Source organism: Rugamonas aquatica (assembly GCF_009380215.1).
GTDB classification, from domain to species: Bacteria; Pseudomonadota; Gammaproteobacteria; order Burkholderiales; family Burkholderiaceae_D; genus Rugamonas; species Rugamonas aquatica_B.
The window spans coordinates 1-15,472 of record NZ_WHUG01000030.1 but is presented as its reverse complement, the minus strand read 5'-3'; the positions used below and the strand labels follow the sequence as shown (position 1 = coordinate 15,472).

The following is a 15,472-nucleotide window of genomic DNA, read 5'->3' as shown; positions in this document are numbered from 1 at the left end:
GCCGACAAGGCCGCCTCCGCTTCCGCCGAAGCGCCACGCGGCGCCGCCCGCGCACGCGCCGCAGCGGCAGCCACCGCCCCCACCGAATCTGCCGGACTGGACCGCGACCGCCTGCGCCTGATCGGCTGGATTGCGCTGCTGGTGCTGGTGGCGGCCGGCATGGGCTACTACTACTGGCAAGCCGTGCTCGCGCCCGGCGCCGGCTCACGCCTGCCGCCGGTGCCGATGCCGCCGATGGGCGCCACCGGCGCCACCGCCGTCAAGGTCGCCGTCGCCCCGGGCAGCGTCGAACCACTGACCGACAGCGCACCGATCGCGCCGCCGGCCCCGGCCCGCGCCGCCAACGAGGAACTGGAACGCCGCCTGATCGCCACCGAACAGGCGCTGGCCTCGACCCAGCAATCGATACAACAGCAGATGGCGCAGATGAGCCAGCCGCGTCCCGACCAGCTGCCGCCGATCGCCGCGCCGGACAACAGCGATATCCGCGTGGCCCGCGCCAGCCAGCAGCCGGTGCTGGCGCCCGCGCTGGAAAGCGGCTACCAGGCCCTGAACAGCGGCGACCTCGCCCAGGCCCAGCAACAATACGAGACCGCGCTGCGCGAGACCCCGACCAGCCGCGACGCCCTGCTCGGCCTGGCCACGCTGGCCGCGCGCAAGGGCCAGGCGGACCAGGCGGCGGCCTACTACCTGCGCCTGCTCGAACTCGATCCCAACGACAGCACCGCCGTCGCCGGCCTGGTCGGCGTGCGCCAGGGCGACAGCGGCCAGAGCGAAGCCAAACTGCGTAACATCCTCAACACCAACCCGGAAGCCGCGCCGGTGCTGTTCGCGCTCGGCAACCTGCAATCGCAGCAGGGCCGCTGGTCGGAAGCGCAGCAATCCTATTTCCGCGCCTACACCGCCATGCCCGACAACGCCGACTACGCCTACAACCTGGCCGTCGGCCTGGACCGCCTGAACCAGCCGAAGCTGGCGCTGAAGTATTACCAGCGCGCGCTGGCGCTGGCGCAGGACCACGCCGCCGCCTTCGACCGCAACGCGCTGCGCCTGCGCCTGCACGAGCTGAACGTGTCCGCGCGCTAAACGTCAAAGTAACCGTAAGAGATCCATGGCAGAACAAGTCAAACTCCCGCTCGGCAAGCTGCTGATCCAGAAAGGCGTCATCAGCGAAGACCAGCTGCGCATCGCCCTGATCGAGCAAAAGCGCAGCAGCGAGCCGCTGGGAAAACTGTTGATTACGCTGGGCTTCGTCACCGAGGCCACGGTGCGCATGGCGCTGTCGGAAAACCTCAACCAGCAGAGCGCCGACCTGACCAGTCTGGTGGTGGACGCCATCGCGCTCAAGCTCATCCCCAAGGATGTGGCCAAGCGCTACCACGTGTTCCCCATCGTGTACGAGCGCGCCACGGACAACCTGATCCTGGCCATGTCGGACACCAGCAATATCGTCGCGCTGGACCAGATCAGCGCCATGCTGGTCAAGGGCATCACCATCAGCCCGCTGCTGGTCAACGATTCCGACATCCAGCGCGCCATCGACCAGTACTACGGCTTCGAGCTGTCGATCGACGGCATCCTGCACGAGATCGAGACGGGCGAAGTCAATTACGCCAGCCTGGGCAGCACCTCGGACGAGTACAGCCAGCCGGTGGTGCGGCTGATCGACGCCATCCTGGCCGACGCCGTGCAGAACGGCGCTTCCGATCTGCACTTCGAACCGGAGCAATCGTTCCTGCGCATCCGCTACCGCATCGACGGCATCCTGCGCCAGATCCGCAGCCTGCACAAATCCTACTGGCCGGCCATGGCCGTGCGTCTGAAGGTGATGAGCGGCATGAACATCGCCGAGACCCGCGCGCCGCAGGACGGCCGCATCTCGATCAAGTTCTCCGGCCGCCAGATCGATTTCCGCGCCTCGGCGCAAGCGACCACCCACGGCGAGAACTTCGTGCTGCGCGTGCTGGACCGGCAGAAAGGCATCGTCCCGCTCGACGGCCTGGGCCTGGAGGAAAACGAACTCAATCTGCTGAAGCTGATGATCGCCCGTCCCGACGGCGTGATCCTGGTGACCGGGCCGACCGGCTCGGGCAAGACCACCACGCTGTATTCCATCCTCAACCACATCAACACCGAGAGCGTCAACATCATGACGCTGGAAGACCCGGTCGAGTACCCGATGAATATGATACGGCAGACCGCCGTCAACGAAGCGGCCAAGATGGGCTTTGCCGACGGCATCCGCTCGATGATGCGGCAGGATCCGGACATCATCCTGGTCGGCGAGATCCGCGACCGCGAGACCGCCGAGATGGCGTTCTCGGCGGCGATGACCGGCCACCAGGTGTATTCGACGCTGCACACCAACTCGGCGATCGGCTCGATCTCGCGCCTGCTCGACATCGGCGTGGTGGCCGACATCATGGCCGGCAACATCATCGGCATCATCGCCCAGCGCCTGATCCGCCGCCTGTGCCCGCACTGCCGCGAAGCGTATCCGGCCGAGGCGCTGGAGCGCCGCCTGCTGGGCCTGCCGCAGGGCGAGGACGCCGAACCGTACACGCTGTACCGCGCCTGCGGCTGCGAGCGCTGCGGCCACCAGGGCTACAAGGGCCGGCTGGCCATCATGGAGTTGCTGAAGATGACGCCGCAGCTCGATGAAATGGTGGCGCGCCGCGCCTCCTCGCGCGAGCTGAAGAACGCCACCGCCGCGGCCGGCGTGCGCTCGCTGGTGGACGACGGCCTGCGCCGCGTGCTCGAAGGCGTGACCACGCTGGAGGAAGTGGCGCGCGTGGTCGACCTTACCGACAGGCTGAGCTGATGCCCCAATACCTCTACCGCGCCATGGATGCCGGCGGCCAGCTGACGCTGGGGAATATGGACGCGCTCAACGAGCCGGACCTGGAGTTGCGCCTGCACCGCATGGAGCTGGACCTGATCGATTGCCAGGTGTCGCGCCAGAAGCTGGCCGCCATCGGCCGGCGCGACATCACGCGCAAGGACTTGATCAACTTCTGCTTCCAGATGGAGCAGCTGACCGGCGCCGGCGTGCCCATCCTCGACGGCCTGAACGACTTGCGCGACAGCATGGACCATCCGCGCTTCCGCGAAATCATCACCGACCTGATCGAGAACATCGAAGGCGGCCTGCAACTGTCGGCCGCGCTGGACGCCTACCCGGACGTGTTCGACAAGACCTTCACCAGCCTGATCACGGCCGGCGAGCGCACCGGCAAGATCGCCGAAGTGTTCCTGAATCTGTCGGACAGCCTGAAGTGGCAGGACGAGCTGGCCTCGCAATCGCGCAAGATCGTCATGAAGCCGCTGTTCGTCGGCGTCGTCATCCTGGGCGTGGTGGCCTTCCTGATGATCTACCTGGTGCCGCAGCTGACCGCCTTCATCAAGAACATGGGCAACGAGCTGCCCTTCCACACCAAGGCGCTGATCTTCGTGTCGGACATCTTCATCAACTACTGGTACGTGCTGCTGGCGCTGCCGGTGGCGGCCTTCTTCGGCGGCCGCGCCTGGCTGGCGCGCAGCGAGGACGCGCGCTACCGCTTCGACGCCTTCAAGCTGCGCATCTGGATGATAGGCCCGGTGCAGCACAAGATCATCCTGGCCCGCTTCGCCACCTTCTTCGCGCTGATGTATGGCGCCGGCATCACCATCCTCGAATGCATACGGCTGTCCGAAGGCATCGTCGGCAACCGCATGGTGGCGGCCGGGCTGCGCCGCGCGGCCCAGCTGATCTCCGAAGGCCAGAGCGTGACGGCGGCGTTCCAGAACACCGGCATCTTCCCGCCGCTGGTGATCCGCATGCTCAAGGTCGGCGAGGCCACCGGCGCGCTGGACGGCGCGCTGCGCAACGTCAGCTATTTCTACAACCGTGAAGTCAAGGAAATGATCGAGAAGGTGCAGGCGATGATAGAGCCGGCGATGACCGTGGTGCTGGGCCTGCTGCTGGGCTGGATCATGCTGTCCGTGCTGGGGCCGATTTACGACACCATCAGCAAGATCCGACCCTGAGGCCGCCGTGTTGCATAGCCATTTACTTTATCTCAGCAGCGAATATGTGTGGGCCTACCCGTGGCACAAGGGCGGGCTCGGCGAGGCCGTGCGTTTCGCCAACGACCGCGCCGGCGTCGACGCCTTCATGGACTACCTGGACACCCAGCCCTACGGCCCGGTCTACCTGATGGTCGACCTGATCGAGGAAGACTTCCAGCGCATCACGCTGCCGCACGTGACCGGCCGCTCCGGCCGCCGCCTGCTGGCGCGCCGGCTGCTGCAGCAATACCGCGAAACGCCGTACCGCTACGTGCGCGTGCAGGGCCGCGAGGCCGAGGGCCGCCAGGACGATATCGCCCTGCTCAGCGCGCTGACCAATCCGGCGCTGGTGCAACCGTGGATCGAGGCGCTGGAACTGCTGCGCGCGCCGCTGGCGGGGCTGTACTCGACCACGCTGATGAGCCCGTCCCTGGTGCGCAAGCTGGGCCTGGCCGACGAGCGCCTGCTGCTGGTGACGCAGCAATCGGCCGGCCTGCGCCAGAGCTACTTCCTCGACGGCCAATTGAAATTCTCGCGGCTGACGCTGGCGGTGGACCGCGACGGCGCCCCGGTCGACGTCGCCCGCGAAACCGCCAAGACCCAGCAGTTCCTGACCAGCACCCGCCTGATCGGCCGCGGCGAGGTGCTGCACACCGTCATCGTGGCGCCGGAAGCGACGCTGGACCGCCTCGAACCGCAATGCCAGGACGGCGCCGAGACCGCCTACCACTTCATCCCGATGGACGAGGCCGCCCGCCGCACCGGCCTGGACGACGCGCCGGCGCTGGCCGATACCGTACTGCTGACCCTGCTTGGACAGCAGCGTCCGGCCACCCAGTACGCGCTGGGCGAGGCGCGCCGCTACTTCCAGCTGTGGCGCGCGCGGCTGGGCCTGTTCAGCGCCAGCGCGGTGCTGGCCACGGCGACGCTGGTCTGGCTGGGCATCAATATCTGGCGCTATACCGACGCCACCTCGGCCACCGCCACCATGTACGCCGAGGCCGACCAGTTCGACAAGCGCTACCGCGCCGCGCTGTCGACCATGACGCCGGCCATCGACAAGACCGCCAATATGAAGGCCGCCGTCACCGTGGCCCAGCTGCTGGTGCGCCAGGGGCCGCAGCCGCTGCCCTTCATGGCGCAGCTGAGCACGGCGCTCGACAAGGTGCCGCAAATCCGCCTGATCCAGCTGGACTGGAAAATCACGCCGCCGGCCGCGCCCACTGAAGCGGTGGCCGGCAACTTCCTCAGCACCGCCAGCGGCACGCCGCTGGAACCGATCTCGTCGCTGATGCTGGGCTTGCCCGTCGCCGTGCCGCAGGTGCTGCGGCTGGAGGCGGAGATCATGGTGCCGCCGGAGAATTACCGCGAAGTGGTCAACAGCATGAACGCCTTCACCCAGGAACTGGCGCGCCAGCCGCGCATGGTGGTGGAGATCGTGCAGCAGCCGGTCGACACCCGCTCCAGCGTCAAACTCAGCGGCAAGGCCGGCGGCGCCAGCGGCGGCGTCGAGAGCAAGGCCCGCTTCATCCTCAATCTTGTGTGGCAGCCATGAACGCTTCCCCCGCTCCCTTCAGCAAAAAACCGGCCCGCGCCGCCGCGCCGCTGCCCTACTGGATGCGCGAATTCGCGCTGATACGGCTGGCGGTGGTGACCGCCGCCGGCGCCCTCAGCATCGGCGTGGCGACGGTGTTCGCCAGCAGCTGGTATGTCAACCACGCGCAGGACGAGCGCACCCAGGCGCAGCAGACGCGCGACGCCGCCCGCCAGCGCTTCGCCCAGGTCGAAACCGAAAAACGCGAGATCCGCAGCTACCAGCCGCAGTTCGTCATGCTGCGCCAGCGCGGCCTGATCGGCGATGAAAACCGCCTCGACTGGGTCGAGCAGATCCGCCAGATCCAGGAGCGCCGCAAGCTGCCGCCGCTGAGCTATGACATCGAACCGCAGCAGGCAGTCAAGCTCGACGCGCCGGTGCCGCTGGGCGATTACGCGCTGCGCGGCAGCCGCATGAGCCTGCGCATGGAATTGCTGCACGAGGGCGACCTGTTCAACTTCCTCGAAGACTTGCGCCAGCGTAGCTATTACGCGGTGCAGGAATGCACGCTCAAGCGCATCGGCGGCCCGCAAAACGTGCCGAACACGCCGACCATGGGCGCCGACTGCAAGCTCAACTGGTTGACGCTGGCGCCGGCCGGCGCGCTCAACCCCGCCGCGCGCAAGAAGGGGACATGATGCAGCGATCTTCCCTCGCATCGCGGACGATATTGCTGGTCCTGCTGGCCGCAGCCGCCGCATCGGCGTCGGCACAGCAGGTGACGCTGGGCCGGCTGTTCGCGACGGCGGACGAACGCAGCGCGATGGACCGCCAGCGCGATGCCGGCGGCGCTGCGCCGATGGCGCAGCCACAAGCCATGCCCGGTGCCACCGGCGCGGCGCCGATGGCGCAGCCGCCCGGCATGCCCGATCCGAACGCGCCGCCGCCAGGCATGCAGCCGCCCGGCGCGGCCGCCGCGCCGCCGCCATCGTCGGCGGTGCAGCTGAGCGGCGTGCTGCGCGGCAGCAGCGGCCGCACTACCGTCTGGCTCAACCAGGTGCCGCAGGAAAACGGCGCCCAGGCCATCCCCGGCCAGGGCGTCGCGCTGCGGCTGTCGTCCGGCCGCAAGTTGATCATGAAACCCGGCCAAAGCTTCGACCCCGCCAATGGCAACGTCCAGGAACTGGGCCGCTAGCCGGCGCCGCCAGCGCGGCGCGGCGCTGCTGCTGTTGCTGGCGATGACCAGCGTCGGCGCGGCGGCGGTGCTGATCAGCGCGCTCAGCCACGACAGCGCGCAGCAGCAACGGCGGCTCCAGTTGCTGACGCTGGAGCGCATGGCGCTGGCGCGCGAGGCGCTGGTCGGCTACGCCGCCACCAATGGCCGCCTGCCGCGTCCGGCGGTGTCGGCCACCGACGGCAACGAATCCCCGACGCCGTGCGCCACCGAGCAGGATTGCACCGGCTTCCTGCCCTGGGTCACGCTGGGCGTGGACGGCGCCGACGCCTGGGGCAAGCTGCTGCGCTACAGCGTCACGCCGGTCTACACGCGCGCGCCGGTGCTGCGCATTTCCGCCATCGCCACCAAGACCGTGCGGGGCCGCAGCGCCAACGGCGAGTACTATTACCTGGCCGGCCAGTCCGCCTGCGATCCCGGCGCCCAGTGCGCGCCGCTGGTGCTGCTGTCGCATGGACGCGGCAATTTCGGCACTTCGGCGCTGGGCGTGGCGCAGGCCAATACCGGCCAGGGCAATCTCGACGAGCGGCAGAACGCCGAGGCCGACCTGCATTTCATCAGCCGCGCCGCCAGCGCCGACCCGGCCACGCCCGGCGGCGAGTTCGACGACCTGGTGCTGGCCGTGCCGCTGTCCTACCTCTACAAACAAATGGCGGCGGCCCACCGCCTGCCTTGACCTGACACCATGAAGAAACACAGACAATCCGGCTTTACCCTGGTGGAAATCGCGATCGTGCTGATCATCGTCGGCCTGATGGTGGGCGGCCTGCTGGCGCCGCTGAGCATGCAGCTGGAGCAGCGCAAGACCTCGGAAACCCAGAAGGCGCTGGAAGAGGCGCGCGAGGCGCTGACCGGCTACGCGCTGCGCAACGGCTACCTGCCCTGCCCGGCCATCTCGGCCGGCAACGGCCTGGAGGCGCGCGACGGCAACCATTGCCTCGGCGGCCGCCGCAGCGGCTACCTGCCGTGGGCGACGCTGGGCCTGGCCAAGCTCGACAGCTGGAACCATTTGTTCCGCTACAGCGTCACGCCGGCTTTCAGCGACAGCGCCGCGCTGTTCAACCTGAGCACGCCGCGCGACATCACCGTCGCCACCCGCGACGGCAGCGGCCAGCTGGTGGCGGCCACCGCCGTCAACGACATCCCGGCGGTGATACTCTCGCACGGCAAGAACGGCTACGGCGGCAGCAACGAGCTCGGCGGCCTGATCGCCAACGCCCCCAACAACAACGCCGACGAGCAGCTCAACGCCCGCTCGGAGACCCAGTTCATCAGCCGCTATGCCAGCGACAGCGCCACCGCGCCGGGCGGGCCGTATGACGATATCGTGGTCTGGCTGTCGCCCAACATCCTGTTCAACCGCATGGTCGCGGTGCAGAAAATCCAATGAGGTCCGCGCCGCCCATGCGCCGGCCGCAGGCGGTGCTCATCATCGCCCGCTACACGCTGCTGGAAGCGCTGCGCAACCGGCTGCCGTGGCTGCTGTTGCTGGCGCTGGCGGCGGCCTTGTGCGCCGGCGCCTTCCTCGGCCAGCTGGCGCTGACCGAGAGCCGGCAATTGCAGGCGGCGCTGGTCGCGGCCGTGCTGCGGCTGGCGGCGGTGTTCCTGATCGCCACCTTCGTCATCGGCAGCATGGCGCGCGAGGCGGCCGACAAGGGCGGCGAACTGCTGCTGTCGCTGGCCCTGCCGCGCGCGGTCTACCTGCTGGGCAAGCTGGCCGGCTACGCCGCGCTGGCGCTGCTGCCGGCACTGCTGTTCGGCGCCGCCGCGCTGGCCTACGCGCCGGCCGGCCAGGCCGCGCTGTGGGCGGCCTCGCTGCTGGGCGAACTGTGGATCGTGGCCGCCTTCAGCCTGCTGTGCGCGCTGGCCTTGAACCAGACGCTGCCGGCATTGTCGGCCGTCTGCGCCTTCTACCTGCTGGCGCGCGTGCTGACCACGCTGCAACTGCTGGGCCACAGCGGCACGGCCCAGGCCGGCCTCGGCCAGCGCTGGCTGACTCACGGCCTGGACGCGCTGGCCCTGCTGCTGCCCCATCTCGACGGTTTCGCCCGCAGCGACTGGCTGCTCTACCACAGCGGCAGCCTGGCCGACCTCGGCAATGTGGCGCTGCAGACCGCGCTGTCGGTCGGCCTGCTGACGGCGGCCGCGCTGTTCGACCTGTACCGGAAGAATCTGTGAACGCCGGGCTGCGTCCGCTGTCGTCGGTGCCGCCGGCGCAGGCGCGGGCCGAGGCGCTGCCGCCGGCGCCCGCGCCGGCCGCGCTGCAACTGGCGGCGCTGGGCGATCCGGCCGCGCTGTCGCGCCTGCTGATGCTGTATGTGCAGGGTTTCGACGAACAGGCCGGCGTCCGCATCGCCTGGCGCGACCTCGACTACGGCAAGCTGCGGCAGTGGCTGGAGCGCGCGCTGGAGCTCGATCCGCGCAGCCAGTATCCGCTGCTGGCCGCCAGCGAAGTGTATGGCGCGGTCGGCGATCCGGCGCGCGTGCGGCTGATGCTGGACCTGGTCTACCAGCGCTTCGGCGAAGACCCGAACCGGCGCTGGCCGTGGCTGGCGCACGCGGCGGTGGTGGCGCGCCACCGCCTGCACGACCTGCCGCTGGCGCGCCGCTACGCCCAGGCGATACGCTTGCAGGCGACCGGCCCGCAAGTGCCGGCCTGGGCGCGCGAGCTGGAGCTGTTCGTGCTTGAAGATATGAACCAGGCCGAGGCGGCGCGGGCGCTAATCGGCGCGCTGCTGGCCAGCGGCCAGATCACCGATCCCAACGAACTGCGCTTCCTGGAACAACGGCTGCAAAGCATGGCGCCGCCGCCCTAGGCGGACCGGCGGTTTCGGACTATCATGGCGTTTATGCAGCGCAATCTGATGCGCCCACAACATATCACTTGCAAGACGTTACGAAAGGATGCCCCCATGCGCCGAGCCCAAAGCGGCTTCACCCTGGTTGAAATTGCGATTGTCCTGGTCATCATCGGCCTGCTGCTGGGCGGCGTGCTCAAGGGACAAGGACTGATCGACAGCGCCAAGGTGAAGAACATCATCCAGCAATCGAACGCGCTGTCGGCGGCGGTCAACTCGTATCAGGACAAGTTCCACGCCCTGCCCGGCGACGATCCGCAAGCCACCACCCACGCGCCCGGCGCCACCGGCAACGGCAACGGCGACGGCCAGATCGCCGAATACCAGCTGGCGCCGCAGCACCTGGCGCTGGCCGGCTTCATCACCGGCTCGTTCAACGGCACCACCGACTTCATGACCAGCGCCCAGGGCGGCGCGGTCTACATCTACAACGACGCGGTGGGCGGCCGCGCCGGCAACGGCATCCGCATCGACAACCTGCCGGACTCGTTCGCCGAACAGGTCGATAGCAAGCTCGACGACGGCAAATACAACACCGGCTCGGTGCGCGCCACCGCCGTCTACACCAACAACGGCACCATCATCCAGCGCACCGCCCTGTTCTTCTGATCTGCCGTCAAATTAAAAGCACGCACGTACTTTTATTCGACTAGAATAGCTGACACTCACAACCGCGGGAGACAGCATGTTCGAAGAATTCATCGGCACCAAGGAAGTGTCGGCGCGCCACCAGTTCGACGTGGCGGCGCTCGACGCCTGGCTGCGCCGGCACGTCGCCGGCTATCCGGACGGCGTGCTCGTCGTGGCGCAGTTCAAGGGCGGCCAGTCCAACCCCACGTACAAGCTCAGCATCGCCGGCCAGCACTATGTGCTGCGCACCAAGCCGGCGCCGGCCGCCAGGCTGCTGCCGTCGGCCCACGCGATCGAGCGCGAGTACCGCGTCATGGATGCGCTCAACCGGCACGGCTTCCCGGCGCCGCGCCAGGTCGCGCTGTGCACCGACGAGGACGTGATCGGCCGCGCCTTCTACGTGATGGAATTCGTCGAAGGCCGCGTGCTGTGGGACCAGGCCCTGCCCGGCATGACGCCGGCCGAGCGCGGCGCCATCTACGATGAACTCAACCGCGTGATCGCGCAGCTGCACACGGTGGACTACGCCGCCATCGGCCTGGCCGACTACGGCAAGCCGGGCAATTACTTCGCGCGCCAGATCGAGCGCTGGAGCAAGCAATACCTGGCCGCGCAGACCGAGTCCATCGCCGCGATGGATGAGCTGATCGCCTGGCTGCCGGCCCACATTCCACCGGGCGAAGACACCTCCATCGTGCACGGCGACTTCCGCCTCGATAACATGCTGTTCCACCCGACCGAGCCGCGCATCCTCGCCGTGCTGGACTGGGAACTGTCGACGCTGGGCCATCCGTTCGCCGACTTCTCTTACCACTGCATGAGCTGGCACATCGCGCCCGGCCAGTTCCGCGGCATCGCCGGACTGGACCTGCAGGCGCTGGGCATCCCCTCGCAGCAGGAGTACATCGCCCGCTACGCCGAACGCACCGGCAAGACCATACGGCTGGAGGATTTCAACTTCTACCTGGCCTTCAATATGTTCCGCCTGGCGAGCATCATGCAAGGCATCATGAAGCGCTATGCGGACGGCACCGCCGCCAGCGCGCAGGCGCTGGAATCGGGCCGCATGGCGCGGCCGATGGCCGAACTGGCGTGGGCCTACGCCTGCGGCAAGACTATCTGAACGCGGCCGGACAAAATCACTTTCTGAAAAGTCCGGCCTCGGCTACTATCGTGCTGCCAGCCTGATACTGCAGCATTGCGCACCATCGCCGCCGGGGTTCTTCACGTGCCACAAACGAAACGCCAACGCCTGCCCTCCATCCGCTCGCAGATCGCGCTGCTGGTGCTGGCGTGCGCGTTGCCGACGGTGATAGGCTTCGGCTCCGTGGTCCGCCAGTTCTACCAGCGCGAGCGCGAGTCGCTGATGGAGGATACCCAGCAATCGGCCCGCATGGTGGCCGCCGCCATCGACCGCGACCTGCTGCAGGCCGACAGCGCCGCGCGCGCGCTGGGCGCCTCGCCCAGCCTGCGCGGCGACGACCTGGCGGCCTTGCGGCTGCAAGCCGGCGCCCTGCTGGGACCGCAGTTCCCCGCCTCCCAGTTCATCCTCAGCGACCTCACCGGCAAGACGCTGCTGAACGTCGGCGCGCCGCTGCCGGACACGCTCAACCCGGCCAACAATCTGCGCCGGCTGGCGCCGCTGCACACCCAGGCCCGCGCCCAGCTGTCGGTGGTGTATGTCGAAGGCAGCGCCCTGCTGGCGGTCGACGTGCCGGTGTTTGTCGACGGCCGCCTGGCCTACGCGCTGACCGCGCTGCTCAAGCCCGAGCGGCTGTCCAACATCCTGCGCGACGAAAAGATCAGCCGCGGCCAGGTGATGACGCTGTACGACCCGGAAGGCGTGGTCGTGGCGCAGGCCGGCGGCCCGCGTTTGCTGCTGGGCCAGCCGGCCGAGCCGGCGCTGCGGGCCCAGCTGCGCGAGCGCAGCGAGGCGCTGCTGAGCACCGAGTCGGCCGACGGCACGCCGGTGTATTTCGGCTTCAGCCGCTCGCCGGTCAGCCGCGCCACGGTGGCCATCAGCACCCCGCAAGACCTGGCGCTGCGCGAACTGCTGAGCGCGGTGACCACGATCTCGCTGGCCATGGCGATGGTGCTGCTGGCCGGCTTTTCGCTGGCCTGGTGGGTCGGCGGCCGCATCGCCCGCTCGGTGGGCGACCTGGTCGGACCGGCCCAGGCGCTGGCCAGCGGCAGCCCGTTCACGCTGGGCGCGATGACCTTCCGCGAAGCCGACGCCGTCGGCCTGGCCTTCCGCGCGCTCGAAGGCGACCTGCGCCGCAACCAGGCCGAACTGGAGCAACTGGTGGCCGACCGCACCGCGCAGCTGGAAAAGAACCGCGCCCAGCTGGAAACGCTGTACGCCACCGCGCCGGTCGGCCTCAGCTATGTGGACCAGGAATTGCGCTTCGTCCGCATCAACGATTACCTGGCTGCGCTGAACCGCCAGCCGGCCATCGCCCACCTGGGCCGCCACGTGGCCGAGATGATCCCCGACGCCGAAGTGCGGCGCAGCGTGCTGGCCGACTACCGCGCCGTGCTCGACAGCGGCCGCCCGCTGACCGGCCTGCAGCGCTCCGGCCACCCGGCCGCCTCGCCGGACCAGCTGTGCTACTGGGTGGTCAGCTACTACCCGCAGTTCGGCACCGACGGCCGCATCATCGGCATCACCGGCCTGCTGATGGACGTGACCGAACTCAAACGGGCGGAGGCGGAGCTGCGGCAATCGCGTCAGCTGATGAGCTCGATGGTGGAAAACATGCCGGCGATGATATTCCTGAAGCGCGCCGCCGACCTGCGCTACGAAATGTTCAACCGCTACGGCGCCCAGCTGTACGGCCTGACGCGCGGCGAAGAATTGATCGGCAAGAGCGACTACGATTTCGTCCCGGCCGCCGAGGCCGACTTCTTCACCGCCGCCGACCGCCGCGTGCTGGCCGCGCCGGCCGGCGTCGTCACCGAGGTCGCCGAGGAACCGATCACCACCAACGGTGTCACGCGCTACCTGACCACCCGCAAGGTGGCGCTGCGCGACGACAGCGGCGTGGCCACCCACGTGCTGGGCATCTCGCTCGACATCACCGAGCGCAAGCAGGCCAAGGAAGCGCTGCGCGCCACCGTGGCGCAGCTGGCGCAGAGCGAGCATTTCGTCCGCACCGTGACCGACAACCTGCCCGGCATGGTGGCCTACTGGGACGCCAGCCTGCACTGCCGCTTCGCCAACCGCTACTTCCTCGAATGGCACGGCCGCCATGCCGACCAGATGCTGGGCGCGCTGATGCCCGAGGTGCTGGGGGAGGAGCAGTACGCGCTCAGCGCGCCCTATGTGCAGCGCGCGCTGGGCGGCGAGCCGCAGGGCTTTGCCGGCCGGCTGCGCTGGCCGTCGGGCGACGACAGCCACACCTGGGTCAACTACATCCCCGATGTCGACGAGCGCGGCCAGGTGCGCGGCTTTTTCGTGTTAGTGTCCGATGTCACCGAGCTGAAGGAAACCGAATTGCACCTGCAGGAGCTGAACGATGAGCTGGTGCTGGCGCGCGACCGCGCCGAGGCCGCCAACCGCGCCAAGAGCGAATTCCTGGCCAATATGAGCCACGAAATCCGCACGCCGATGAACGCCATCATCGGCCTGGCGCGGCTGCTGGAAGAGGCGCCGCTGGCGGCGCGCGAGCGCGGCTACCTGGACAAGATCCAGCTGGCCACGCAGTCGCTGCTGGGCCTGGTCAACGATGTGCTGGACTTTTCGCGGGTGGAGGCCGGCCAGCTGGTGCTCGACCATGCGGCCTTCAGCCTGGAGCACATCCTCGGCAGCATCAGCGTGCTGGTCGGCGGCAGCGCGCACGACAAGGGCATCGAACTGGTCTACGACATCGACCCGCAGCTGCCGGCCGAGCTGGCGGGCGACCCGATGCGGCTGCAACAGGTGCTGCTCAACCTGATCAGCAACGCCATCAAGTTCACCGAGCGCGGCGAAGTGGTGCTGCAACTGCGCCAGGCGCCGGGCGCGGACCGGCCGGAGCAGCGCGCCATCCTGCTGGAGTTCCGCGTGCGCGACACCGGCATCGGCATCCCGCCCGAGCAGCAGGCCCACATCTTCGACGCCTTCTCGCAGGCCGACAGCAGCACCAGCCGCAAGTTCGGCGGCGCCGGCCTGGGCCTGGCGATCTGCCGCCAGCTGGCCGACATGATGGGCGGCGCGATCGAAGTGCGCAGCACGCCGGGCGTGGGTTCGGAATTCCTGTTCACCTGCCCGTTCGAGCGCCTGGCGCCGGCCGCCGCCGTGCCGCCGGTGGCGGCCGGCCTGCGGGTGCTGATCGTCGACGACAGCGCCACCGTGCGCGGCGCGCTGCTGGACGCCTGCGACCAGCTGGGCTGGGTCGCCGCCGGCGCGGCCGACGCCGCCGCGGCGCTGGCGCTGCTGCAGGACAGCCAGCGCATCGGCCAGCCCTACGAACTGCTGCTGCTGGACCGCGACATGCCGGACATGGACGGCCCCGCCATGCTGGGCCATATCCAGGCCGACCTGGCGCTGCCGCTGCCGCCGGTGCTGATGATGGTGTCCGAGCACGTGGCGGCCGCCCAGGCCCAGCTGTCGGGCGGCCTGGGCGTGGCCGGCATCCTGTCCAAGCCGGTCAGCCCGGCGCGGCTGCGGGAACGCGTGGCCGCGCTGCGCTCGGGCGCCGACGGCGAGGCCGGCAGCGCGCCGCAGCATGCCCACACGCCGCTGCAAGGGCGGCTGGACGGCATGCGCATCCTGCTGGTCGAGGACAATGAAATCAACCAGGAAGTGGCGCAATACATCCTGCTGCACGCCGGCGCCACGGTCGAGACGGTGGCCAACGGCCAGCTGGCGGTCGACCTGCTGCTGGCCGATCCGCAACGCTGCGACCTGGTGCTGATGGACGTGCAGATGCCGGTGCTGAACGGTTACGACGCCACGCGCGCGGTCCGCGCCGGCGGCGGCGCGCTGGCCACCCTGCCCATCGTCGCCATGACCGCCAACGTGATGGACGACGACCGCCGCCGCGCCGACGACGCCGGCATGAACGCCCACGTGGCCAAGCCCATCGATGTCGAGGAAATGCTCGCCGTGCTGGTGCGGCTGGCGGGCGGCGGCGCGCGCGCCGCCGCCACCGCGCCGCAGTCCACGCCGCCAGCCGCCGGGACCGCCGG

General features: G+C 69.0%; 13 protein-coding genes. All 13 read left to right on the top strand.

What is annotated here, in order from left to right:
* On the top strand, positions 1–1,086 hold a 1,086-nt coding region (locus tag GEV02_RS32235), incomplete at its 5' end, for a tetratricopeptide repeat protein (protein WP_152841870.1).
* Positions 1,087–1,111: 25 nt separating this feature from the next.
* Entirely contained in the window at positions 1,112–2,821 is a 1,710-nt protein-coding gene (locus GEV02_RS32230; RefSeq protein ID WP_152841869.1) for a GspE/PulE family protein, read from the top strand.
* Positions 2,821–4,026, top strand: coding sequence for a type II secretion system F family protein (locus GEV02_RS32225; RefSeq protein ID WP_152841868.1), 1,206 nt, complete (start codon positions 2,821–2,823; stop codon positions 4,024–4,026). The genes GEV02_RS32230 and GEV02_RS32225 overlap by 1 nt, the downstream gene beginning before the upstream one ends.
* Positions 4,027–4,033: 7 nt before the next feature.
* The gene (locus tag GEV02_RS32220) at positions 4,034–5,602 is read left to right on the top strand and encodes a hypothetical protein (RefSeq protein ID WP_328595970.1); all 1,569 of its coding nucleotides are present in this window, start codon (positions 4,034–4,036) and stop codon (positions 5,600–5,602) included.
* On the top strand, positions 5,599–6,279 hold the full coding sequence (locus GEV02_RS32215; RefSeq protein ID WP_152841867.1) for a peptide chain release factor family protein: 681 nt from the start codon (positions 5,599–5,601) through the stop codon (positions 6,277–6,279). The genes GEV02_RS32220 and GEV02_RS32215 overlap by 4 nt, the downstream gene beginning before the upstream one ends.
* The gene (locus tag GEV02_RS32210; protein ID WP_152841866.1) at positions 6,276–6,776 is read left to right on the top strand and encodes a hypothetical protein; all 501 of its coding nucleotides are present in this window, start codon (positions 6,276–6,278) and stop codon (positions 6,774–6,776) included. The genes GEV02_RS32215 and GEV02_RS32210 overlap by 4 nt, the downstream gene beginning before the upstream one ends.
* Positions 6,748–7,491 (top strand): hypothetical protein, encoded by a 744-nt coding sequence (locus GEV02_RS32205; protein WP_152841865.1) that lies wholly within the window; start codon positions 6,748–6,750, stop codon positions 7,489–7,491. Before GEV02_RS32210 ends, GEV02_RS32205 begins: the two co-directional genes overlap by 29 nt.
* A 9-nt stretch (positions 7,492–7,500) precedes the next feature.
* Positions 7,501–8,205: a type II secretion system protein gene (locus GEV02_RS32200; RefSeq protein WP_152841864.1), complete on the top strand. Its 705-nt coding sequence runs from the start codon at positions 7,501–7,503 to the stop codon at positions 8,203–8,205.
* Positions 8,202–8,993 (top strand): ABC transporter permease, encoded by a 792-nt coding sequence (locus GEV02_RS32195; RefSeq protein WP_152841863.1) that lies wholly within the window; start codon positions 8,202–8,204, stop codon positions 8,991–8,993. The genes GEV02_RS32200 and GEV02_RS32195 overlap by 4 nt, the downstream gene beginning before the upstream one ends.
* On the top strand, positions 8,990–9,631 hold the full coding sequence (locus GEV02_RS32190; RefSeq protein WP_328595969.1) for a hypothetical protein: 642 nt from the start codon (positions 8,990–8,992) through the stop codon (positions 9,629–9,631). Before GEV02_RS32195 ends, GEV02_RS32190 begins: the two co-directional genes overlap by 4 nt.
* A gap of 96 nt (positions 9,632–9,727) precedes the next feature.
* Positions 9,728–10,282, top strand: coding sequence for a prepilin-type N-terminal cleavage/methylation domain-containing protein (locus tag GEV02_RS32185; protein WP_152841862.1), 555 nt, complete (start codon positions 9,728–9,730; stop codon positions 10,280–10,282).
* Positions 10,283–10,358: 76 nt separating this feature from the next.
* Entirely contained in the window at positions 10,359–11,426 is a 1,068-nt protein-coding gene (locus tag GEV02_RS32180) for a phosphotransferase (RefSeq protein WP_152841861.1), read from the top strand.
* A 105-nt stretch (positions 11,427–11,531) separates the two neighbouring features.
* On the top strand, positions 11,532–15,472 hold a 3,941-nt coding region (locus GEV02_RS32175; RefSeq protein WP_328595968.1), incomplete at its 3' end, for a PAS domain-containing protein.

What these genes read in the sequence shown, in the direction of transcription:
- GEV02_RS32225 (WP_152841868.1), top strand. Translation starts at nt 2,821, where the DNA reads ATGCCCCAATACCTCTACCGCGCCATGGATGCCGGCGGCCAGCTGACG.
- GEV02_RS32210 (WP_152841866.1), top strand. Translation starts at nt 6,276, where the DNA reads ATGATGCAGCGATCTTCCCTCGCATCGCGGACGATATTGCTGGTCCTG.
- GEV02_RS32205 (WP_152841865.1), top strand. Translation starts at nt 6,748, where the DNA reads ATGGCAACGTCCAGGAACTGGGCCGCTAGCCGGCGCCGCCAGCGCGGC.
- GEV02_RS32195 (WP_152841863.1), top strand. Translation starts at nt 8,202, where the DNA reads ATGAGGTCCGCGCCGCCCATGCGCCGGCCGCAGGCGGTGCTCATCATC.
- GEV02_RS32230 (WP_152841869.1), top strand. Translation starts at nt 1,112, where the DNA reads ATGGCAGAACAAGTCAAACTCCCGCTCGGCAAGCTGCTGATCCAGAAA.
- GEV02_RS32200 (WP_152841864.1), top strand. Translation starts at nt 7,501, where the DNA reads ATGAAGAAACACAGACAATCCGGCTTTACCCTGGTGGAAATCGCGATC.
- GEV02_RS32180 (WP_152841861.1), top strand. Translation starts at nt 10,359, where the DNA reads ATGTTCGAAGAATTCATCGGCACCAAGGAAGTGTCGGCGCGCCACCAG.
- GEV02_RS32215 (WP_152841867.1), top strand. Translation starts at nt 5,599, where the DNA reads ATGAACGCTTCCCCCGCTCCCTTCAGCAAAAAACCGGCCCGCGCCGCC.
- GEV02_RS32185 (WP_152841862.1), top strand. Translation starts at nt 9,728, where the DNA reads ATGCGCCGAGCCCAAAGCGGCTTCACCCTGGTTGAAATTGCGATTGTC.